At 62.5% G+C, this 22,235-nt stretch carries 17 protein-coding genes and 1 tRNA gene; 9 read left to right on the top strand and 9 right to left on the bottom strand.

Annotation, left to right across the window (positions count from 1 at the left end; translation table 11 throughout):
• Positions 1-33 precede the first annotated feature (33 nt).
• Complete coding sequence (locus HS968_RS18080) at positions 34-924, top strand: NAD(P)-dependent oxidoreductase (RefSeq protein ID WP_182367860.1); 891 nt, start codon at positions 34-36, stop codon at positions 922-924.
• Positions 921-1,706, top strand: coding sequence for a hydroxypyruvate isomerase family protein (locus HS968_RS18075; protein ID WP_182367858.1), 786 nt, complete (start codon positions 921-923; stop codon positions 1,704-1,706). Before HS968_RS18080 ends, HS968_RS18075 begins: the two co-directional genes overlap by 4 nt.
• Positions 1,707-1,807: 101 nt before the next feature.
• Here the strand turns inward: HS968_RS18075 and HS968_RS18070 are convergent, their stop codons facing one another.
• Both HS968_RS18070 and HS968_RS18065 read right to left on the bottom strand, forming a co-directional pair.
• Positions 1,808-3,988 carry a putative bifunctional diguanylate cyclase/phosphodiesterase gene (locus tag HS968_RS18070; RefSeq protein WP_182367855.1) on the bottom strand — a complete coding sequence of 727 codons (2,181 nt, stop codon included), beginning with the start codon at positions 3,986-3,988 and terminating at the stop codon, positions 1,808-1,810.
• A 201-nt stretch (positions 3,989-4,189) separates the two neighbouring features.
• On the bottom strand, positions 4,190-6,361 hold the full coding sequence (locus tag HS968_RS18065; RefSeq protein WP_182367852.1) for a hypothetical protein: 2,172 nt from the start codon (positions 6,359-6,361) through the stop codon (positions 4,190-4,192).
• A gap of 274 nt (positions 6,362-6,635) precedes the next feature.
• Here HS968_RS18065 and HS968_RS18060 point away from each other — a divergent pair, with 274 nt between their 5' ends.
• Positions 6,636-7,964, top strand: a complete 1,329-nt coding sequence (locus tag HS968_RS18060; RefSeq protein ID WP_182367849.1) for a spinster family MFS transporter — start codon at positions 6,636-6,638, stop codon at positions 7,962-7,964.
• Positions 7,965-8,092: 128 nt separating this feature from the next.
• Here the strand turns inward: HS968_RS18060 and HS968_RS18055 are convergent, their stop codons facing one another.
• Entirely contained in the window at positions 8,093-9,070 is a 978-nt protein-coding gene (locus HS968_RS18055; protein WP_182367847.1) for a zinc-dependent alcohol dehydrogenase family protein, read from the bottom strand.
• 147 nt (positions 9,071-9,217) lie between these two features.
• On the opposite strand from HS968_RS18055, the gene HS968_RS18050 reads away from it, so the two are divergent.
• Positions 9,218-9,943 carry a substrate-binding periplasmic protein gene (locus tag HS968_RS18050; RefSeq protein ID WP_182367844.1) on the top strand — a complete coding sequence of 242 codons (726 nt, stop codon included), beginning with the start codon at positions 9,218-9,220 and terminating at the stop codon, positions 9,941-9,943.
• A gap of 83 nt (positions 9,944-10,026) precedes the next feature.
• A complete protein-coding gene (locus HS968_RS18045; RefSeq protein WP_182367841.1) occupies positions 10,027-11,172 on the top strand; it encodes a PQQ-dependent sugar dehydrogenase in 1,146 nt (381 codons plus the stop codon).
• Positions 11,173-11,360: 188 nt separating this feature from the next.
• Here HS968_RS18045 and HS968_RS18040 read toward each other — a convergent pair whose 3' ends face one another.
• Positions 11,361-11,552, bottom strand: a complete 192-nt coding sequence (locus HS968_RS18040) for a hypothetical protein (protein ID WP_003462311.1) — start codon at positions 11,550-11,552, stop codon at positions 11,361-11,363.
• Between the two features lie 240 nt (positions 11,553-11,792).
• Between HS968_RS18040 and HS968_RS18035 the strand changes: the two genes are divergently transcribed.
• The 3 genes from HS968_RS18035 to HS968_RS18025 all read left to right on the top strand — a co-directional run bounded on the left by HS968_RS18035 (position 11,793) and on the right by HS968_RS18025 (position 13,235).
• Positions 11,793-12,635, top strand: coding sequence for a CvfB family protein (locus tag HS968_RS18035; RefSeq protein WP_119693000.1), 843 nt, complete (start codon positions 11,793-11,795; stop codon positions 12,633-12,635).
• A gap of 55 nt (positions 12,636-12,690) precedes the next feature.
• Positions 12,691-12,766, top strand: a tRNA-Thr gene (locus HS968_RS18030).
• A gap of 142 nt (positions 12,767-12,908) precedes the next feature.
• Positions 12,909-13,235: a hypothetical protein gene (locus HS968_RS18025; protein WP_119692999.1), complete on the top strand. Its 327-nt coding sequence runs from the start codon at positions 12,909-12,911 to the stop codon at positions 13,233-13,235.
• A gap of 4 nt (positions 13,236-13,239) precedes the next feature.
• On the opposite strand, the gene HS968_RS18020 is transcribed toward HS968_RS18025, so the two are convergent.
• The 5 genes from HS968_RS18020 to rapA form a co-directional block, all read right to left on the bottom strand.
• Positions 13,240-14,286, bottom strand: a complete 1,047-nt coding sequence (locus HS968_RS18020; protein ID WP_182367838.1) for a GGDEF domain-containing protein — start codon at positions 14,284-14,286, stop codon at positions 13,240-13,242.
• A gap of 108 nt (positions 14,287-14,394) precedes the next feature.
• Positions 14,395-14,805 (bottom strand): GNAT family N-acetyltransferase, encoded by a 411-nt coding sequence (locus HS968_RS18015; RefSeq protein ID WP_182367835.1) that lies wholly within the window; start codon positions 14,803-14,805, stop codon positions 14,395-14,397.
• Positions 14,806-14,938: 133 nt separating this feature from the next.
• A complete protein-coding gene (locus HS968_RS18010) occupies positions 14,939-17,569 on the bottom strand; it encodes a DEAD/DEAH box helicase (protein ID WP_182367832.1) in 2,631 nt (876 codons plus the stop codon).
• A 170-nt stretch (positions 17,570-17,739) separates the two neighbouring features.
• On the bottom strand, positions 17,740-18,612 hold the full coding sequence (locus HS968_RS18005) for an AraC family transcriptional regulator (RefSeq protein WP_119692995.1): 873 nt from the start codon (positions 18,610-18,612) through the stop codon (positions 17,740-17,742).
• A gap of 156 nt (positions 18,613-18,768) precedes the next feature.
• The gene (gene rapA, locus HS968_RS18000; RefSeq protein WP_182367830.1) at positions 18,769-21,612 is read right to left on the bottom strand and encodes an RNA polymerase-associated protein RapA; all 2,844 of its coding nucleotides are present in this window, start codon (positions 21,610-21,612) and stop codon (positions 18,769-18,771) included.
• 305 nt (positions 21,613-21,917) lie between these two features.
• Between rapA and HS968_RS17995 the strand changes: the two genes are divergently transcribed.
• Positions 21,918-22,211, top strand: a complete 294-nt coding sequence (locus tag HS968_RS17995; RefSeq protein ID WP_017361615.1) for a hypothetical protein — start codon at positions 21,918-21,920, stop codon at positions 22,209-22,211.
• Positions 22,212-22,235 lie beyond the last annotated feature (24 nt).

Below are 22,235 nucleotides of genomic sequence, written 5' to 3'. Positions count from 1 at the left end.
GATCGATTTCTTCACTGCCATCTGGAGCCTCGTATGACCGCTTCGCTGCCCGCCGTCGCCTTCGCCGGTATTGGCCTGATGGGCCTGCCCATGACCCGTCGCCTGCTCGCTGCTGGCTACCCGCTGACCATCTGGAACCGCACCCCTGACAAATGCGCGCCTCTGCTGGAGCACGGCGCACACCGGGTGGAGACGCCGGCCGAACTGTGTCGCGACGCCAATGTGGTGATGCTGTGCCTGGCCAATACCGACGTGGTGCGTGAGGTGGTGTTTGGCGCGGGCGGTATCGTCGAGGGCGCGAGAGCGGGACAGTTGCTGGTGGATTTCTCCAGCCTGGAGCCGGCTGCAACTCGTGAGATGGCCGCCGAGCTGGAGGCGCGCACCGGCATGCGCTGGGTGGATGCGCCGGTCTCTGGCGGCACACCCGGAGCCGAAGCCGGCACGTTGGCGATCATGGCCGGTGGGCGTGAGGACGACGTGGAGCGTATCCGCCCGGTTCTCGCGCATCTGGGGCAGCGCCTGACGCGTATGGGCGAGGTGGGCGCCGGGCAGGTGACCAAGGTGTGCAACCAGATGATCGTCGCTTGCAATGCGCTGGTGATCGCCGAGGTGGTGGCGCTGGCCGAACGTGCCGGTGTCGATGCCAGCCTGATTGCTCCAGCGCTGGCCGGTGGTTTCGCCGATTCCAAGCCGTTGCAGATTCTCGCGCCGCAGATGGCCGCCAGCCAGTTCGAGCCGATCAAGTGGCATGTGCGCACGTTACTCAAGGATCTCGATACGGCGGTGAAACTGTCGCGTGAGCAGGGCAGCGCCACGCCTATGAGCGGGCTGGCGGCGCAACTGATGCGCCTGCACGGCAGCCAGGGCAATCTGGAGCGTGATCCGGCCACGCTGGTGCAACTGCTGCGGGAGCAACGCCCATGAAGATCGCCGCCAATCTGTCCATGCTGTTCACCGAGTTGCCGCTGCGCGAGCGCGTGCAGGCTGCTGCGATTGCTGGCTTCGACGGTGTGGAGATTCAGTTCCCCTACGAGCTGCCGGCCATCAGCCTGAAAGAAACCTTGGAACGCACGGGCCTGCCGCTGGTGCTGATCAATGTGCCTGCCGGTGACTTGATGACCGGTGGCCCTGGCCTGGCTGGCGTACCGGCGCGTCAGGCGGATTTCGATGGCGCGCTGCAGGAGGCCCTGACCTACGCCACCATGGTGCGCCCGGCCTGTATCAATGTGCTGCCGGGGCGCTTGGCCGAGGATGTGAGCCGCGAGCAGGCGCTGGATTGCCTTACCGCCAACCTGCGCAAGAGCGCCGAGGCTTTTGCGCTGTTGGGTATTCAGGTGCTGGTGGAGGCGATCAACCCTATCGACATGCAGGGTTTCCTGATCAATACGCCTGAGCAGTTGGACGAGCTGTTGCATGCGGTCGATCACCCCAACCTGGCCGCGCAATACGACCTCTACCACATGGCTCGCCAAGGGTTGGATGTGGCAGCGGGTATACGTTTGCTGGCCGGGCGCATCGGTCATGTGCAGTTCGCCGATCTGCCGGGGCGCGGTGCGCCAGGTACGGGTGAGCTGGCGTTCCCGGCCTTGCTCAGTGCGTTGCGTGACAGTGGTTACGCCGGCTGGCTGGGCGCCGAGTACAAACCAGGTGATGTGGGTACGCAGGCGAGCCTCGGCTGGCTGGCGCAGTGGCAGCAGCGTACGTAGGGTGCGCTGTGCGCACCGCGATTCGCATGGTTGTCGGCTGGATCGGTAGTCGGTATTTGGTTCGGTGCGCATGGCGCACCCTACAGGGCTGATGGTCGAGGTCAGAACCTCGTACCCACGCGTTCCAGCGGGCGGTAATGCGGTGGGAAGAGGGTGACGATCTCTTCCAGTGGCACCGGTTTGCTGAACAGATAGCCCTGTACCTGATCGCAACCGCGTTCCTGCAGGAACGCCAGCTGTTCGGCGGTTTCCACGCCTTCGGCGACCACCTTCAGGTGCAGGGCGTGAGCCATGGCGATAATGGCGTGGACGATTTCACGATCCTGGCTCGAATCGACGATGTCCTGAATGAAGGAGCGGTCGACCTTTAATGTGTCCAGCGGCAGACGGCGCAGGTAGGCGAGGGACGAATAGCCGGTGCCGAAGTCGTCGATGGACAGGCTTACGCCCAGCGCACGGATGTTTTCCAGCAGGCCGATGGCGCGGTTTATATTGCTCAGCAGCGCACTCTCGGTCACCTCCAGTTCCAGGCAATGCGCGGGGCATCGGGTGCTGTTGAGCAACTGCTCGATACGGCCGTGCAACTGGTCGTTGGCCAGGTTGAGCGCCGAGCAGTTGACCGCGATCTTCAGGCCCGGATACCCCATGTGATCCAGGCTGTTGAGGTCAAGGCAGGCGCGGCGCAGTACCCAGTTGTCGAGCTGGTCGATGAAGCCGTTGGCTTCGGCGATGGCGATGAAGCGCTCCGGCGTGAGCAGGCCATGTTGGGGGTGATGCCAGCGCACCAGGGCTTCCAGCTTGCTCAGGCCGCCGCTGCCAAGATCGATGATTGGCTGGTAGAACAGGGTCAGGCCATCGTCCTGTTGCAATGCCTGACGCAGATCCTCTTCCAGTTGCAGCTCGAACGAGGCTTTCTGTTTCAGATGCGGGTTGAAGAAATGCACCACGTTGCGCCCGCTGCCCTTGGATTGATAGAGCGCCAGATCCGCGTGCTTGAGCAATTCATCGGCGCTGTTGCCATCCTGCGGGAACAGGCTGATGCCGACGCTGGTGGTCATCACGATTTTGCGTCCGGCCAGGCTGATCGGTTCTTTCATCTGCTCCAGCATGCGGTTGGCCAGGGCACGTGGGTCGGCGTTGCTGTCGAGGCTGGCGACCACGCAGAACTCGTCACCGCCGAAGCGGGAAATGATGTCGCGCTCGCGCAGGGCGGTGCGGATGCGCTGCGCCACCACGCGTAACAATTCATCGCCGGCATCGTGGCCAAGGGTGTCGTTGATCCGTTTGAAGTGATCGATATCGAGAAACATCACCGCCAGGGTGCGTCCGGTGACGGCATGTTCTTCCAGCGTGGCAGCGAAAACCCGGTTGAAACCACGGCGGTTGAGCAGCTCGGTCAGCGGATCGAAATGCGCCACCTGTTCCAGCGAGGCCTTGGCCTGATCCAGCTGCACCAGCAGGTTGTTGACCCGCTGCAGGTCGCGTTCCTTGTCGTCCAGTTTGCGCCCGGCCCAGGCGGCGGCCAGGCTCAGGGTGAGGATCAGCAGGGTGATCGAGGCGACGATCACGACCAGTTGCACGCTGTTATCGGCGCTGCGCAGTTCCAGTGGCGTTCCATCCGGCACCACCAGATGAAGTGCGGCCATGCCCGTGTAGTGCATCGACGCGATGGCTGCCCCCATCACCAGTGCCGCGGAATACTTCAGCCAACGCTGGCGCCGCGATGAGCCGTAGCGCACGTAGCGGTTCAGTTGCAGCGCGGCGAAGCTGGCACTGATGGCGATGACGATGGACAGGGTGAACAAGCCGCCATGGTAGTAGGCCTCGGCATGCGAGCGGATCGCCGCCATGCCGGTGTAATGCATGGCGGTGATGCCCAAGCCGATGATCACGGCGGCCAGCAGTTGCCGATCCAGGCCGGGACGCGGCAGGGCCATGCAGTACAAGGCGAGCAGGGCGGCGGCCAGGGCTACCAGTAGCGACAGCACGGTGGTGGCCAGGTCATAGCGGATGGCGACAGGCGCCTGGAACGCCAGCATGCCGATGAAGTGCATGGACCAGATTGCGCCCGCCAGGCACAAACCGCCGACCACGCCCCAGGCCAGGCGCATGCCGCGTCTCTGTACATGATCGAGGTGCTTGGCGATGGTCAGTGTGCTGAGGCTGCCGACGCTGGCGATGACGTACGACAGCAGCACCAGCCAGGGATCGTGGCTGCAGTCGAGCAGGAGCTGGCCCTGCTCTGGCAGGTCAGCGAGAAAGCGGATCGAAAGTCCTTCCATAGTCACCCCGCTTGGCAGCGGCTAGCGTGCCCTTCTCAGTGAAGCACAAGCACGCAGGCCGCGTGAAAACGACTGCGCTCGGCCATGCTGCGTTAAGAATCGGCGCAAAATGCTCGTTTACCTTCGTAAACGGCACTTTGCCCCCGTTTTCCCCTTGCCTGACCTGGCTTCGCTACGTTTTCACGCGCTCTGACAAGCCACCTATTTTCCGTAGTCGTTGAGCGAGATCACCCGTGTCTTGCCGATACGATGGCGGTAGATCTCGCGCAGATACTTGATCGCCTGTTTGACGCTTTCGCGCGATAGACGGATGTCGTTGATCGAGACGAATTTCTCGGCGTCATGGATCAACTCGCGGTACTTCTTCTCGTACATCGGTTTGATCGCATACCAGTTGGTGTCGAGGATCTTCGCCGGGTCTTCGTATTCGTTGAGCATGCTGTCGAGCTGCGCCTCGTTGAAGCGTTCGGCGACGATGAAATCGAGCATGGCGTCGTCCAGGCTGTCGTCGAAGCGGTACTGGTCGCGGGCGAAGCAGCGCTTGATGTAGGCGACGATCAGGGTCAGGAAGTCGTCCGACAGGCACGGGCTCTTGACGATCAGGGTGGTCAGCGACAGGTTGGCCGAGGCGCCGATCACCAGCGCGTAGCGCTTGAGCGTGGTGTTGGGGAAGAGGTTGTTGAGGTGGGTCTTGAGCCGGTTCAGATCCATGTAGGACAGCTTGTAGTCCTTGGGTAGCGAGACGATGGACACCACCGAGGAGCAGTTCTTGAAGAAGTGCAGGTCACTCAATTGGCTGGCGTCGTAGCCACTGGACTTGTACTGCTCCAGCGCCTGGCGATAGCGCTTGGACTCGATCGGCAGCAGGCTGATGCCTTCGATGGCCTGGGTGACCTTGTTGAAGTGCGGCAGGTCGATGGAGCGGAAGAACAGGTCGTCGATGTTCAGTCGCGGTGGGTGCTGCTCCTTGTCCAGCACGCGGAATTTCTCTGACAGCTGAGCCGATTGCTCGGGCACCACGGACTCGGCGTAGGCCACGGCCACCGGGCCGGCCAGGCTCATGAACAGGTCATTGGCGTCGAGGCGGATGGTCTCGCCGATGTCGATGCCCGCGCGGCGGAAGTAGTTCTGGTCGTAGTCGCTGGTCACTGCCTGAGCGGTGAGGATGTTGAAGATCTGCTGCGAGATGTACTGGTTGGCGTGGCGCTCCATGGCGGTCACGTCGAGGTGGTGGATGCTGCCGTCACCGCTTTCCTCGGCGTAGCGCATGATGTCGTTGGAGATCAGCATCATGGCGTTCCACGGGCGGATGCGGCGCATCACGCTCTCGGCGCTGCTCTGCTCGTTGTCGAAGTTGTAGGAGAAGTCCCATTCCTCGGCCAGGTACTTGCACAGCAGGCGTCCGGCGTTGATGTGCAGCGCTTCGGACATCTCGCTGCGCTGGTCGGAGATGTTCGGCAGGATGCAGATGCCGCTGGTGAAGATCGGCTCGAAGACGAAACCGCGGTCGCGCGCGCCCTCAGCGTCATCCGGTGCCTTGATATCGAAGGTCTTGCTCATGTAGGCAAACTGCTGCGCCAGGCCGAACTCCGAGGCCATGCCCGAGCCGGTGCCGCCACCGGCGCTGAAGATGTAGAAGTACAGGCGCGACTGGTTGGCCTTGATCCCGCAGGAGTCGATCAGGTAGCTGTGGATGAACTTCCAGTCCTCGTTGGTGAAGCGCTGGGTGTCCTTGTTGAGGATGATCTTGGCCAGGTACTGACCGAGGATCGGTGCATTGCCAGCGCCGCCGGCATGCACCTCGGACAGATCCATGATCTTCATCTTGCTGTAGTCGTTGAGAAAACCGCTGGTTTCTCCTTTACGCGAGAAGCGGATGCGCCCTTCGATGTCCTTGTCCAGATCCCCGAGCATCACCAGCGGTTCGATCAGGAAGACCGGCTTGCTGCTCTTGCTCGGCGCACGCAGCAGGTTGCTGCGAATCCAGCGGCTGGGGCGCGAGGCCTGCTCGATGGCGGCGGTGGCTTCGCTGTGAAACTCCTCCAGGTAGAACTGGCGTGCGTTGTAGACCAGAGAGGCGACGTCCAGAGCGATGTTCGAGCCGCAGCGGCCGAGGCCGATCAGGCACACCGAGGGAAACTGCTGGATGCGGCTGGAGTCGCTGTCGTCCAGCGGCTCGCCCAAGGGGAACACCAGGTTACGCAGGCCATCGAGGTTATCGAGGATGCGCTCGATGTCGCGCTCGGTGAAGTACAGGTACTGCTCGCCGCTGTCGCTGTGCACCGGCAGCGCGGGCGGCGCCAGCAGGGTGTCGGCGAGATCGGCCAGGGTGGCTTCCTTGGCGGGGGCTACGGCGTCTTTTTTAGTTTTCATCGGTGACAGTCCGGGCGAGTCAGTGGGTGTTGGCTATTGGCCATAAAATGACCAACCCCATTGGTTCTAGCACGGAAAAAAGCACCGCGCCTTATTCCGCCCGGATATGAGGCAGATTGGCATCGCTCAACATCGCTCTGCATAAACCTAGCGAATGGTCGCAGACAAAGCCGGGCAAAGCCTCTAGATTGCCCGTCCCAGCGTTCGGCTGGTGCTGCCAAGGTAGGCGCCACCGGTGTAGGCCGCACGCGGACAACAAAAAAGAGACGTTGCCATGCAGCCCAATCAGCAAGCCACGAATGCCTGGCGCATTCTGTTCCTGCTTTTCCTTGCCAACCTGTTCAACTTCTTCGATCGCACCATTCCTGCCATCATCATCGAGCCGATACGCCTGGAGTGGAACCTGAGCGATTTGCAGCTCGGTCTGATCGGCACCGCTTTCACCATCGTCTATGCCCTGGCCGGCATTCCGCTTGGACGGATGGCCGACACCGGCGCGCGGCGCAAGATCATGGGCTGGGGGCTGGCCGCCTGGAGTGGCCTGACGGCGCTCAACGGCATGGCCTGGAATTTCTGGAGCTTTCTGCTGATTCGCATGGGCGTGGGCATCGGTGAGGCCAGTTATGCACCGGCAGCCAACTCCCTGATCGGTGATCTGTTTCCTGCCCACAAGCGTTCGCGGGCCATGGGGCTCTTCATGCTTGGCCTGCCGCTGGGGCTGCTGCTGGCGTTCTTCACCATCGGCGCCATGGTGCAGGCATTCGGCAGCTGGCGTGCGCCGTTTCTGATCGCCGCCGTGCCGGGGCTGATTCTGGCGCTGTTCCTGTTCTTCATTCGCGAGCCGGTTCGTGGCGCGGCGGAGACGACGCGGGTCAGCAGCGCGCCAGTGGAGAAGCCGCTGCGCACGGTGCTGGCAATCCGCACCTTCTGGTGGCTGGTGCTGGCGGGCCTGGCGTTCAACTTCGCCGCCTATGCCTGCAATTCGTTCATGGTGCCGATGCTGCAGCGCTACTTCGGCCTGGGTCTGCAGGATGCGGCGATGGCTACCGGGGTGATCGTCGGATTTACCGGTCTGTTCGGCCTGACGCTGGGTGGTTGGGTCGCCGACAAGGTGCATCAGCGCTGGGCCAATGGCCGACTGCTGTTCGCCGCTGTCAGCATGCTGGTGGCCTGTATCTGCACCGGTTGGGCGCTAAGCGCAGGACGAATCGATACGGCAGTGTTCGTCGGGGTGTTCAGCCTGGGCTGGCTGTTCTCCTACAACTTCTATACCTGCGTCTACACGGCGATTCAGGATGTGATCGAGCCGCGTTTGCGGGCTACCGCCATGGCGCTGTTCTTCGCCGGTCTGTACCTGCTGGGTGGGGGCCTTGGCCCACTGGCGGTTGGCTGGCTGTCTGATCACTACGCACAGGCGGCGATGCATGCGGCAGGTGCCAGCGAGATGACCGAGACGTTCAAGGCCGTTGGCCTGCATGATGCGATGGTGTTGATCCCGGTTGCGTTGTTCCTGACCCTGTTGGCATTGCTGCAGGCGGCACGTTGCTTCCAGCACGATGCGCTGCGGATGCGTGAGGGCTTGGCCAGGGCGGTTCCGGCTTGAAGGGGAGTGCGGCGCACCCTGCGTAGGGCGTACTCGCCGCAGACAGTACGCCGCTATCCAGCGGTGCATCATGCGCCCTCGGGTGAGGTATTGGGCGCGCCCTATGACGCTAGGGCGCGCACCAATCGTCAGGGCACCAACAGAATCTTGCCGTCACGCTCGCCGCTGGCGGCTGCCGCCACGGCATCCTTGATATGTGCCAGGTCATAGGTGGCGGCGACACGGGTCTTCAGCTTGCCGCTGGCGATCAACTGCACCAGTTCACCGAATACCTTCATCTGTTGCGCCTGGTTGGCTTGCTGGAACCATTTGGCCAGCCAGAAGCCGCGCAGGGTCACGTCGCGGAATACGAACGAGGCCGGCGATACCTCGCAGGCCTGGCCGCTCATCATGCCGTAGTTCACCAGTACGCCACCGTTGGCCAGCGTAGCTGCCAGATTGTCGGTGCTGACACCGCCGACCGCATCGATGCCCAGACGCACTTCGGCGCCACCGGTGGCCGCGCGTACGCGCTTGGCCAGATCCGGTCCATCGACCAGCACCAGGTCGCCGCCCTCGGCTTCGACTGCGGCGACAGCCGACTCACGACGTACCACGTTGATGGTCTTGAAGCCGCGCAGCTTGGCCAGCTGGATCAGGTAGCTGCCGACGCCCGAGTTGGCGGCGTTCTGGATCACCCAATCGCCAGGTTTGAGGTCGACGAATTCGCTGAGCAGCAGCGAGGCGGTCGGTGGGTTGACGGTGAGCATCGCCAGTTGCAGCGGGTCGGCATCCGGCAGCGGAATCAGTTTGTCTGCCGGAGCATTCAAGGCGGTGACCCAGGTACCACAGCCAACCGGCAGCAGCACGGTCTGGCCGACCTTGAAGTGGCTGACGCCTTCACCGAGTGCCTCGACCTTGCCGACACCTTCGTTGCCGCCAACGGCCGGCAGTGGCGGCAGCATGCCGTAGGCGCCTGTCAGGGTCAGCACATCGGAAGGGTTGATCGGTGCAGCCAGTACCTTGACCCGAACTTGCCCTGCGGCGGGTTCTGGCAGTTGCAGCTGCACCGCGCTGATGACGTCTTGCGGCACCGGGCCACGGTGTTGGTATTCGGCTTTGAGCATGGGCTTGGTCTCCTGAAGGCAGGCGCAAAATGCGTGGAGCCAGTCTAGCTGCGATAAGGCAAAGCGGAATGAATCAGCTGGCATCCACTCTGGTGATGACCACCTTGAGCCGTCTATGCTCTGCCGGGATCGATTACGGGGTTGATGATGCTCAGAGGGTGGCTGGGTTTAGTGGTGGCGTGCCTGAGTACGACGGTTGCGGCAGAAGTGCTGCATGTCGGTTTTGGCACGCACAAGCCGCCATACGTATTCGAGGGCGAGCCACGGGGGCTGGAATACGAGCTGGTGGATCGTGCCGCTCAACATGCGGGGTTCGAGCTGACTGCTTACTACGCGCCGATCGAGCGCCTGCATCTGATGCTGCGGCGCGGCGAGATCGATGCCATCGCCACGACTCATGAGCGCAGTGGCGTAGAGGCCTTCTATTCGGACGTTTACATCCACTACCACAATGTCGCTGTGTCACTGGCCAAGCGCGGTTACCGCATCGAGCGCATATCCGATCTCGGTCAATACTCCGTCAGTGCCTTTCAGCGTGCTCGTCTGCTATTGGGGCCGGAGTTCGAGCGCATGACCTTGAACAACCCGCGCTATCGCGAAGAGGCTTTGCAGATCAATCGCAACCGCCTGCTCTACAGTGGCCGCTCCGAGGTCGTGGTGGGGGACAAGCGCATCATTCGCCATTTCGACCAGGAAGTGGCCGAGCAGGTCGACGTGACCCAGTCGTTGGCCTGGTTCGAGATATTCCCGCCTACGCCATACCGCGTTGGTTTTCGCCGTGACGACCAGCGCCAGCGCTTCGACCAGGGGCTGCGCATCTTGCGCGAGTCTGGCGAGTACCGGCGTATCGAGCGGCGCTACCTGACTGACTGAAACCTGAGGAAACTTTTGCAGGGCTGCTGGCGTTGGGCGCCTGTTGCACTATGGCCGCTTGTCTGACGCATGGAGATGCCACGATGCTGCGCCTCAAGCCACTTGCTGCCTTTGCTCTGCTCGCCTCGTTCGGTTGCCAGTACAGCGTTGCCGAAGACCGGCAGCTGTCCACCGAGCTGGGGCCGTTGAACGTTCATACCGTTGCCGAAGGCCTGGCCAACCCCTGGGCCGTGGCCTTTCTGCCGGACGGGCAGGGTTATCTGGTCAGTGAGCGGCCTGGTGCGTTGCGCCGGGTCAGCGCCGAAGGTGAAGTGTCCGAGCCGCTGCGCGGTGTGCCGGAGGTCTTCGCCGTGAGTCAGGGTGGTTTGCTCGATGTGGTGCTGTCGCCTGAGTTCGCCGAGGATCGGTTGGTCTATCTGTCTTACGCGGAGGCGGGCGACGGGGCGGCGGGAACGGCTGTTGGGCGTGGCAAGTTGTCGGCTGATGCCACGGCACTGGAGGGCTTCGAGGTGATCTTCCGTCAGCAGCCCAAGCTGTCGAGCGGTACGCACTTCGGTTCGCGGCTGGTGTTCGACCGTGATGGCCACCTGTTCATCGCCCTGGGTGACAACAATGATCGCCCCACCGCGCAGGATCTCGACAAGTTGCAGGGCAAGCTGGTGCGCATCTTCCCCGATGGACGCATTCCCGATGACAACCCGTTCCTGAGTCGCGACGGTGCCCGTGATGAAATCTGGTCATACGGCCATCGCAACCAGCAGGGTGCGGCGCTCAACCCCTGGAGTGGTCGCCTGTGGACGCACGAGCACGGCCCGCGTGGCGGCGATGAAATCAATATTCCCGAAGCCGGCAAGAACTACGGCTGGCCGCTGGCGACGCATGGGGTGAACTATTCGATGCTGGCGATTCCCGAGGCCAAGGGCAAGACGCTCGAAGGCACCGAGCCGCCGCATCATGTCTGGGAAAAATCGCCGGCTATCAGTGGTATGGCGTTCTACGATGCCGAGCGCTTCCCGGCCTGGCAGCACAATCTGTTCATCGGCGCGCTCTCGGGCCAGGCGCTGATACGCCTGCAGCTCGATGGCGACAAGATTGTCCATGAGGAACGTTTGCTTGAGTCGCTCAACGCACGCGTGCGCGACGTGCGGCAAGGGCCGGACGGTTATATCTACGTGCTGACGGATGCGCCGAAAGGGCAGTTGCTACGCCTGGGGTTGGCGAGCGAGTAACGGGGTGCTTCTAAAAACGTAGGCGAGGCAGTCAGCGCAAGGCGAAAACAGGCGAAAAAGCGCAGTTTACGAGTTGTAAATGAGCATTTTGAGCCTGTTTTTAACGCAGCGATGACAACGTAGGTAGTTTTTAGAGGTGCCCCTAACGAGGGGGGAGTGGCTGGGTGCGCTTGTTGCACCCAAGGCGATCACTTCTTGCTGATGGTGATCTGGCGAGTGCCGCCGTAAGTCTGACCGCTGACACCTTTGGCGATCTGCTGGATCTCGCCACCACCTTGCAGGAAGGCTGCAATCTGCGCCTCGATGGACTCGCGGGTTTCCACGGCAGGGGCGGGTTTGCTGACTTTGCTGGAGGAGGACTTCACGCGCAGAGTGGCCATGACCTTGATCTCTTTCAGAAGGGCGGCCGGCCATTATGCCTCAACTGGCCCATTCCTGCTTGGTTAATCGCCCTGATGCCTACCACAAGCCTATCCATAAGCCGCTTTTCGTCGCAGTTTATCGCTTGTTTCCCAGGCACTTACGGCGTTTCGTGACCGGCCGTCGATTCACCATGCAGCAAGCCCTGAAGCCCGCTAACTCGGGTAGAATGGCCGGCTGTTTTGGCGAGGTGAAACACGATGGCCTTGATTGGGCGCATGAATTCTTTGCAGGTGGTCAAACACACCGACTTCGGTCTGTACCTGGACGGTGGCGCGGACGGCGAAATCCTCCTGCCCAAGCGCTACATCCCCAAGGACACGCCGAGCGAAGTCGATGACTGGCTCAATGTGTTCATCTACCTCGACAGCGAAGACAAGCTGATCGCCACTACATTGAAACCGAAGATCCAGCTCGGTGAGTTCGCCAGCCTCAAGGTGGTGGACATCAACCGTGTCGGCCTGTTCTTCGACTGGGGCCTGCCCAAGGATCTGCTGCTGCCACACTCCGAAGAGAAGCGCCCGCTGCAGATCGGCGACTACTGCGTGATCTACCTCTATCTGGACAAGCACACCCGCCGCCTTACCGCGACTGCGCGTCTGGATCGTCACCTGGACAAAGTGCCGGCCAACTACCAGGTCGGCCAGGAAGTCGACCTGCTGGTGGTCGAGCGTACCGATCTTGGCTTCAAGGCCATCATCGATGGCAAGCACTGGGGGTTGATCCACAAGAACGAGCTGTTCAAGTTCATTCGCAATGGCATGCGCGAGAAGGGCTACATCAAGGAGCTGCGCGCCGACGGCAAGATCAGCCTGAGCTTGCAGCCCATTGGGCGTGAGGCTGCCAGCGGCCTGGCCGAGCAGATCATCGAGCGCCTGCGGGCGCAGAATGGCGTGCTGGCACTGGGCGACAAGAGCCCGCCAGAGTTGATCGCCGAACAATTCCGGGTCAGCAAGGGCAACTTCAAGAAGGCCATTGGCGGCCTTTACAAGCAGGGCCTGATTCGCATCCACGACGATCGTATCGAACTGCTCGATAGTTGATGCGCCGGTGACTTGAGCGCGAGCGCGGCAACTCGCATAATGCGCGCTTGTCATCGCCGGTGTAGCTCAGTCGGTAGAGCAGCGCACTCGTAACGCGAAGGTCGTAGGTTCGATTCCTATCTCCGGCACCAGTTGATTCAAAGGGTTGGCCTCGGCCAACCCTTTGTCGTTTCTGGTCGCACATTCCTGTTCGCTGCTGTCGAAGCAGATGTGGTGATAGTGTTTCGACTGCAGGCGTGAGTCGCCTGGCCCCGGCATCGATGGGAGGTGCTCATGTTCATTCGCTCGATTCTGTTGATCCTGGCGGCATCCGTCTGCGGTGCGGCGTTTGCCGACCAGCCGCAGACTATTCGTGTGATTCCCAAGAGCTACGTCAGCCCAGGCGCCAGTGGCAGTGTCTCGGGCTCGTCGAGTTACGAGCAGTACAACCTCTATGGCGGGCAACGTCTGCCGCAGGGCAGCGTGCGTCAGGAAAGCAGCTACGGCAGCCATTCCAGCGAAACACGCGGCGGGATTCGGCAGAGCATCGAGTATCCGGGTGGGCTGATCATCGAACGCCAGCCCGGTAGCGGCAGTTATCAGCAGCAGCGCAGTCGCTGATCGTTCAATGGCTCGCGGCGGTGTGACCCACGGGGCTCGGGATGCCGGCGATCACCGCACGATTACGTCCCTCGCTCTTTGCCCGGTAAAGGCAGGCGTCGGCGCGCTGTAGCCAGCTTTCCCAATGTTCGCCGCTGTGCAGGATGGCTCCGCCGATGGACACGGTGACCGCGCCGCCCGGGCTTTTCAGCTCCTGTTCGACGCGCACCAGCAGGTTGTTGGCAGCGGCGCGCAGGCCGTCGATTTCGGTGTTGGGCAACAGCAGGAGAAACTCCTCCCCGCCGAAGCGGAACAGACGATCTTCCTTGCGCGAGCAGCGCTTGATCAGCTCGACGAAAGCCACCAGCACCTGATCGCCGACATGGTGGCCGAAGCGGTCATTGATCTGCTTGAAATGATCCAGATCCATTACCAGCAGCCCGTAGTTGTCGCTATGGCGGCGATGACTGGCCATGGCGATCTTCAGTTCTTCGTTCATGGCCCGGCGGTTGCGCGCCCCGGTGAGTGGGTCATGAATGGCCAGCAGCTGCAGTTGGTCGCGCTGGGTACGGGTGCGGAAGGCGAAGATGAAGCTGAGCACGCTGGCCATCATGCAGGTGACCAGAAACGAAACCATCTGGTAGTGGCTTTCGAACACGCTGCCGGGCACCAGCAGGGCATGGCTGACCAGGCTGACCAGCACCAGGGCAGTGGCCAGCAGGGCCTTGCCTGGGGTGACCATGAAGAAGTTGAAGAGAATCAGCGGGTAGATCCAGAACAGGCCGTTGACCCCCAGGTTGATGGCGATCAACGTGGCGCCGACGGAGAACACAGCGGCCAGGTAGATGCCGGGTTTGACCGTGTCACGGGTGAACCAGGCGTAGAGCACGGCGAACAAAGTGGAGAAGACGATGACGGTATCGGCGAGACCGACCAGGTAGTTGCCGGTCATCAAGCGGTAGACGGCGTAGGGGGAGATGCCGATGACCCCGAACAGCCCCATCAGGGTGATGATCGACAGCTGGAAATCATTGCGCAGGCGCTTCAGCAAACGAGCGGTCTGGATAGCCATAGCGTTTCTTTTCGTTGTTATGGAGCAAGCATGCAGAGCTTTGACCGCGAATGGCAAGGGGCATTCCTGAGCAAAGTGCCAGTATTTTTGCCCGAGGCGACAGGCTGTCTAGTTAACGCGCAGCGATACTAGCGGCTTGCTGCGCTGGTAGCGGGCCAGCCGTTCGGCTAGTTCAGAGGGAAGCACCTGGCAGTCGACGAAGTCCAGGCGTTGATAGAAGGTGCGCAGGTCGGGGTGGCAGAACAGCCAGACGGGCTCTGGATGCGCTGCGAGGCTGTGACGCAGCAGCTGTGCGGCAACGCCCTGATGCCGCCGCGCGGGGGCGACGAACAGGCCGGTGAGCCACTGACCGCCGGTCACGACACGCAGGTTGAGGGCAGCGATGATTTCACCCTCACTCTCGGCGACCCACAGTTCATCGCCCGGCCTGCTGCGCATGGGCGAACGATGGCCGCGGTAGAACTTGTCGACCAATGGCCGCAACAACGGCGGCAGGCAGCGGTAGTGGACAGAGCTCATCGTTGAACGCAAGTGGTGGGGCGGGTCATTAAATAAGCCAGAATCACGGGTAGGTTTCGCCAGGCTCGGCGGTTGGTAGGCGGTATCGTCCAGGCAGTGCTACAGAGCTGTGGATCTGGCATTCCTTCCAGTATCAACCGAGTGGCGCGAATAACGCTGCCAGGTCGGCCTCATCCAGTTGCCATTGGCCCTGGCCGCCGCCTTCCAGCACGCCCTTGGCCAGGCTGGCCTTGGCTTGTTGCAGTTGCTGAATCTTCTCTTCGACGCTGCCACGAGCGATCAGCTTGTAGACGAACACCGGTTTGTCCTGGCCGATACGGTAGGCGCGGTCGCTGGCCTGGGCCTCAGCTGCCGGGTTCCACCAGGGGTCGAAGTGGATCACGGTGTCAGCGGCGGTGAGGTTGAGTCCGCTGCCACCGGCCTTGAGGCTGATCAGAAAGACCGGGAATTCTCCGGCCTGGAAGCGTTGTACTGGGGTACGTCGATCTTGGGTGCTACCGGTCAGTTTGGCGTAGGCGATCTTGCGCGCCTGCAGCTCCTGCTCGATCAGCGCCAGCATCGAGGTGAACTGGGAGAACAGCAGCACCCGGCGACCTTCGTCCACCAGCTCTTCGAGCATATCCAGCAAGGCGCTGAGCTTGCCCGAATCACTGGCAGTCAATGGAGTGCCGTCTTCTCCCAGCAGGCGCAGATCGCAGCAGCTCTGGCGCAACCGCAACAACGCCTCGAGGATGACGATGTGGCTACGCGCCAAGCCCTGGCGAGCGATTTCGTCGCGCACTTTCTGATCCATGGCCAGGCGCAGGGTTTCGTAGCGGTCACGCTGTAGCTGGGTCAGCTCGACCCATTGAGTTATCTCGGTCTTCGGCGGCAGCTCGCGAGCCACCTGTTCCTTGGTTCGGCGCAACAGGAACGGGCGGATACGACCGTTGAGATGAGCCAGTCGCTGACTGTCGCCGCGCTTCTCGATGGGCGTGCGGTAGTCGCGGGTGAATGCCTTGGCATCGCCCAGCCAGCCGGGCACGAGGAAGTGGAATAGCGACCACAGCTCGCCCAGGTGGTTTTCCAGCGGCGTACCGGTCAGGCACAGTCGCAGTTCGGCCTGTACCTGCGAGGCTGCGCTGGCTGCCTTGCTGCGCGGGTTCTTGATGTTCTGCGCCTCATCGAGAATCAGCAGACGATAACGGTGCTGATTGAGTGCCTTGAGGTCGCGCGGTAGCAGGGCGTAGGTGGTCAGAATCAGATCGTGCGCAGCGATCTCCTCGAACAACACCTTGCGTTTGTTGCCGTGCAGGGCCAGTACGCGCAGCTCCGGGGTGAAGCGTGCGGCTTCATCCTGCCAGTTGGGAATCAGGATGGTGGGCATGACGATCAGCGCTGGCTGTTGCAGGCGCCCGGCCTGTTTTTCGCAAAGGATATGCGCCAGGGTCTGCAGGGTCTTGCCCAGGCCCATGTCGTCGGCGAGCACACCGCCGACGCGCAGCTCGGCCAGGGTCTGCATCCAGTTCAGGCCCTGCAGTTGATAGGCGCGCAGTTCGGCGCGCAAGCCTGGCGGTGCAGCGACTTCCCGGACGGAAAGATGCTGCAGGCGTTCGGCGAAGCCGCGCAGTTCATCACCACCCTGCCAGCTCAGGGCAGGGCCTGTAGCCAGTTCGGCCAGGCGTGCGGCGTCGGCGCGGCCTAGTCGTAGCGGCAGGTGATCTTCGCCGGGGTCGCGAAAGTACAGCTCGCCGAGCGTTGCCAGCAGCGGCTTGAGGCGAGCGAAGGGCAGGGCGATGCGCTTGCCTCCGTGCGGCAGATTGACCAGCAGGCGGTCTTCATCCGAGCGCTGCGCCAGCGCTTCGGGCGCCAACAGCCAGGGCGTGCGGCGGATGGCCTGGAGCAGAATCGGCAGCAGGCTCAGACGCTGGCCTTCCACTTCGATGCCCAGTTCAAGATCGAACCAGTTCTGCTGCGGATCTTCCTCGACCTCGGCATACCAGTCGTCGACCTCGGCCAGGTTGTACTGGAAGTCCGGGCGCATATGGATTTGCCAGCCTTCGGCGCGTAGTTGTGGCAAGCGCTGCTGGACGAAATCCAGCCAGTCGCGTTCGCGCTCCAGTTCGAACGGCTCGCCAGCGTCGGCCGGCAGCGCCTCGCTTTGTCGCAACGCCACCTGCAGGCCGAGGCTTTCCAGGCGTTTGCGCAGCGTGGCCTCTGCCGTGGCATCACGGATGACGCGCAGATTGGTATCGCCATCCAGGCGTTTGACCAGATCCTTGGCGGGCTTGCCGAAGACCCGATGGCCGGCATAGTCGAAGGCCAGCGCGGCGCGGTGTTGGGTCTGCTCCTGCATGCGTCCTTTGCGCGCGTCGAAATGTACGCGTACCTGGCTGCCAAGACTGAGGACGGCAATGGGGGCGATGCCTTCCAGGCGCGTCTCTGCCAGTTCCTTGTTGACCACGATGATGCTCGAGAGATCGTTGCCGTCGCGCTGCTGGGCCTCCAGCGTCAGCAGGGCGGCCACCACATGCTTGCAGTTGAAACCGACAGGACAGTTGCAATGGCCAGTCACGCTCCATTTGCGGCCGTAAGGGTGCAGAGTGATGCGTTGCTGGTAGACCTGCCCGGCCGAGCCGCGGCAGCTGGCGAGCAAGCTGTTGTCCTTGAGGCTGAGCAGTTTGCTGCGTTTTTCTTCTGCGTAGGCGATGCCACGGCGCAGGTCACCGGCGCCAAACTCGGAACGCCAGTCTTCCTGGCGTAACTGGTGAATATCCAGGGGCATCAACGAAGCCCCATCGCGCAGAGAAGTGGACGCATGACTTAGCCGTGGCAATGCAAAGCCGCAGATTTTCGCATAGCTGTGAGGCGATTAGCAGGCGTCGTGGCGAGATTGCCGACGTGCTGTCGTGAGCGTGCCCAGGCGTTCGGCGAGTAGGGCGGGTTGCGCCCGCCCTACAGAAATGCCGCGCGGTACTGCCCAGGCGTCGCGCCGAGTGCCTGGCGGAAGCGGTTGCTGAAATGACTGGAGCTGGCAAAGCCACAGCTCAGCGCGACCTCGCTCAGAGACAAGGACGGCTGGCGTAGCAACTGGCAGGCGCGAGCCAGGCGTCGTGCCAGCACGTAACGGTGCGGCGGCAGGCCGAAGCTGGTCTGGAACATGCGTGCGAAGTGGTATTCCGACAGGGCGCAGAGTGATGCCAGTTGGCTTAGCGGCAGTGGCGTTTCCAGGTGCTGCTCGATGAATTCGCGTACGCGTCTGCGCTGTATCGGCGCCAGCCCCCCTTTCAGGCGCAGACCCTGGCGCAGGCCAACCTGGGTCAGCAAGGCGTGATCGAGCAGGGCATGGGCCAGACTGCTGGTCAGGAGGCGCTCGCCCGGCTCTTGCCAGTCCAGCGCACAGATCTGACGAAAGCGTGCGGCTTGCTCGGCATCTTCGAGAAAGGTCGCTTCTTCCAGTTGCAAGCTACGCGGCTCACGGTCGAGCAGGGCGACCGCGCCCAGAGCAAAGCGCTCTTGCTCGATATAAAGGTGGGCCAGCTGGATTTCGCCATTGATGATCCAGGCGGATTGGTGTTCGGCCGGCAGGATGCACAATCTGTCTGGTGCCCCCTTGTCGCCCGGACGCTCGCGACGAAAGGTGCCAGTGCCACCGCTGAGGTAGCACGACAGAGTGTGATGGCTGGGGGCGAGGTAGTCGCGGGCATCGTGGGCGTTGCTCCAGCGCGCCACGGCCATGCCACTGCCTAGCTCGGCAAGACCGTGCAGCCGCGCGTTGGGCGAGCGGCTCATGCTCTGAAAAACCTGCAGGTGTTCGAATTGCGCCATCGTGTTCTCCCGGATGACGCCAATGCTACGCCTGCACAGCCTGGTTAGCAGGCTGCGCGAGTAAAAAAGCGCAATTTTGCGCAAAAGGCGGGCAATGCGTACACGCCGGTCGAGGTCATCTTGGGATTTCTGCCTCGACCGGAGGCGCTGGGAGAGTTACCCCGCCACCAGCACGCGAATCGCTTCCAGGCGCAGGGCGGCTTTGTCGAACATCGCCAGGCTCTGTTCGCGTTGCTCGCGCAGGGCGTCGATCTCGCTGTCACGTACGCTCGGGTTGACGGCGCGTAGTGCGATAAGGCGCGCCAGTTCTTCGTCCAGTTCGGCGATCAGGCGGCGTTTGGCCTCGGCCACGCGCTCGATATGGCGCGGCATGACTTTGGCTTCAGCGTCGTTGATCTGCTTGGCCAGTACATCGCGCTGGGCCTGGACGAACTTGTTGGCGCTGGCGCGTGGTACGCTTTCCAACTGGTCGTTGAGCGTTTCGAAGCCGACCTTGGCGGCCAGGTCGTTGCCGTTGGCATCGAACAGGCAGCGTAACGCCGCTGGCGGCAGGAAGCGGCCCAGCTGCAATTTACGTGGGCCGACCACTTCGCTGACGTAGAGCAGCTCCAGCAGCACGGTGCCGGGCTTGAGCGCCTTGTTCTTGATCAGCGCGACGGCGGTGTTGCCCATCGAACCGGACAGCACCAGATCCATGCCGCCCTGCACCATGGGGTGTTCCCAGGTGAGGAATTGCATGTCTTCGCGGGCCAGGGCTTGCTCGCGGTCGTAGGTGACGGTCACCGCCTCGTCGTCGCCCAGGGGGAAGCTGGCGTCCAGCATTTTTTCGCTGGGGCGCAGGATCAGGGCGTTGTCGGAATGATCTTCGCTGTCGATGCCGAAGGCGTTGAACAGCTCTTCCATGTAGATCGGCAGGGTGAACTGGTCATCCTGCTCGAGGATGTCTGCGACCAGCGCTTCACCTTCACCGGCACCGCCGGAGTTCAGTTCCAGCAGGCGGTCACGGCCGCTGTGCAGTTCGCCTTCCAGGCGGATGCGCTCGGCGGTGGCTTCGTCCACCAGTTGCTGCCACTGGCCATCGTCGCCGTTTTCCAGCAGCGGCAGCAGGCGTGGGCCGAACTGGTGCTGCAGGGCGTTGCCGGTCGGGCAGGTGGCAAGGAAGGCATTCAGCGCCTGGTGGTACCACTGGAACAGGCGTTCCTGCGGGCTGTTTTCCAGGTACGGCACGTGTAGCTGGATGCGGTGCTTCTGGCCGATCCGGTCGAGACGACCGATGCGTTGTTCGAGCAGATCCGGGTGAGCCGGTAGGTCGAATAGCACCAGGTGATGGGCGAACTGGAAGTTGCGGCCTTCGGAGCCGATTTCCGAGCAGATCAGCACCTGTGCGCCGAATTCTTCGTCGGCGAAGTAGGCCGCCGCGCGGTCGCGCTCGAGGATGCTCATGCCCTCATGGAACACGGTGGCGGGGATGCCGGAACGCACGCGCAGGGCGTCTTCCAGATCCAGTGCGGTTTCGGCGTGGGCGCAGATCACCAGCACCTTGAATTTCTTGAGCATCTTCAGGGTGTCGATCAGCCACTCGACGCGCGGGTCGATGCGCCACCAGCGTTGCTCTTCGTCGACATCGTCCTGCGCCTGGTAGCTGACTTCCGGGTACAGCTCGGCATGTTCGCCGATCGGCAGTTCCAGGTATTCGTCCGGGCTCGGCAGCGGGTAGGGGTGCAGTTCGCGCTCGGGGAAACCTTGCACGGCGGCGCGTGTGTTGCGGAACAGCAGGCGGCCGGTGCCGTGGCGGTCGAGCAGTTCGCGTACCAGGCGGGCGCGGGCTTCGCTGTCGCCAGTATCGATGGCCTCGAGCAGCTTGCGGCCCTCATCGCCGAGGAAGCCGCCGATGGCATCACGCGCCTGGACGCTGAGCTTGTCCTGATCGAGCAGTTCCTGCACGGCTTCGGCGACCGGGCGGTACTGACTGCTTTCGGCGCGGAAGGCTTGTAGATCGTGGAAACGGGCTGGATCGAGCAGGCGCAGGCGAGCGAAGTGGCTGTCCTGGCCCAGCTGTTCCGGGGTGGCGGTGAGCAGCAGTACGCCGGGGATGACCTCGGCCAGTTGCTCGACCAGCGAATACTCGGCGCTAGCCTGTTCCGGGTGCCAGACCAGGTGGTGGGCTTCGTCGACCACCAGCAGATCCCAGCCGGCGGCGAACAGCGCGTCCTGGGCTTTTTCGTCGTCCTTCAGCCACTCCAGGGCGACCAGCGCCAACTGGCAGTCTTCGAAGGGGTTGCTGGCGTCGCTTTCCATGAAACGCTCGGCGTCGAACAGCGCCACGTCGAGGTTGAAGCGCCGGCGCATTTCCACCAGCCACTGGTGCTGCAGGTTTTCCGGCACCAGGATCAGCACACGGCTGGCGCGACCGGAGAGCAGCTGGCGATGGATCACCAGGCCGGCCTCGATGGTCTTGCCCAGGCCCACTTCGTCGGCCAGCAGTACGCGTGGGGCGATGCGGTCGGCTACTTCACGGGCGATGTGCAACTGGTGGGCGATCGGTTGCGCGCGTGCACCGCCGAGGCCCCAGAGGGACGACTGCAGCAGACGGCTGTTGTGTTCCAGGCTGTGGTAGCGCAGGGCGAACCAGGCCAGAGGGTCGATCTGGCCGGCGAACAGGCGGTCGCTGGCCAGGCGGAACTGGATGAAGTTCGACAGCTGGGTTTCCGGCATGGTGACCGGCTGATGCTGACCATTGAGACCGTGGTAGACCAGCAGGCCGTCGACATCCTCGACTTCCTGCACGGTGAGCTTCCAGCCCTCGAAATGGGTGATCTCGTCACCCGGGGCGAAGCGCACACGGGTCAGCGGGGCATTGCGCGTAGCGTACTGGCGGGTTTCGCCGGTGGCCGGGTAGAGCACGGTGAGCAGGCGGCCGTCCTCGGCGAGGATGGTTCCCAAACCCAATTCCGCTTCGCTGTCACTGATCCAGCGTTGCCCCGGTTGATACTGCGCCATGCCTGTCTCCCGTGTGAAAAAGCCGGCTATGGTAACGGATGCCGAGCCGCTGCCAAAGCGGTCGTGGCACTATCGTTGCGTCCGTCAGTCGAAAGTGTAGCGAGCACAGGCTGACAGGCCGTTGAAAAACGTAGGCGAGGCAGTCAGTGCAAGGAAAAAGCAGGCGAAAAAGCGCAGTTTACGTGCTGTAAATGAGCATTTTGAGCTTGCTTTAACGCAGCAATGGCAACGCAGGTAGTTTTTCAGCAGCCTGCTAAAGTCGCGGATGATGGGGCCGACAGCCTTACCAAAGGAGGTGCTGAAACGTGCTACCGCCTATCCCCCATAGCCTGGTGCCGGTCACGGCCACGCAGGACGTGATCAAGCCCAAGCCCGAGATTCCTCCGGTGACCCCGGCCGAGGAGAGCGCCAAGGAAAGTGCGTTGAGCCTGGACAAGCGGCACCCGCAGGAAACCGAGGAGCTGCTGCGCGAGGAGCAACGCCGGCGTCAACGGCGTGGCTATACCCCTGAACAGCTGGCCGAGGCCGAGCCGGAAGAGGTGGAGCAAGCGCTGGGCGATCTTCCGCGACAAGGACTTTGGGTGGACGTGGAAGTCTGAGAAACTCTTTTCATTCTCTTGTGC

The organism is Pseudomonas berkeleyensis (genome assembly GCF_014109765.1).
GTDB classification, from domain to species: Bacteria; Pseudomonadota; Gammaproteobacteria; order Pseudomonadales; family Pseudomonadaceae; genus Aquipseudomonas; species Aquipseudomonas berkeleyensis.
The sequence above is the reverse complement of the archived record's forward strand: the minus strand, read 5'-3'. Positions and strand labels throughout refer to the sequence as shown.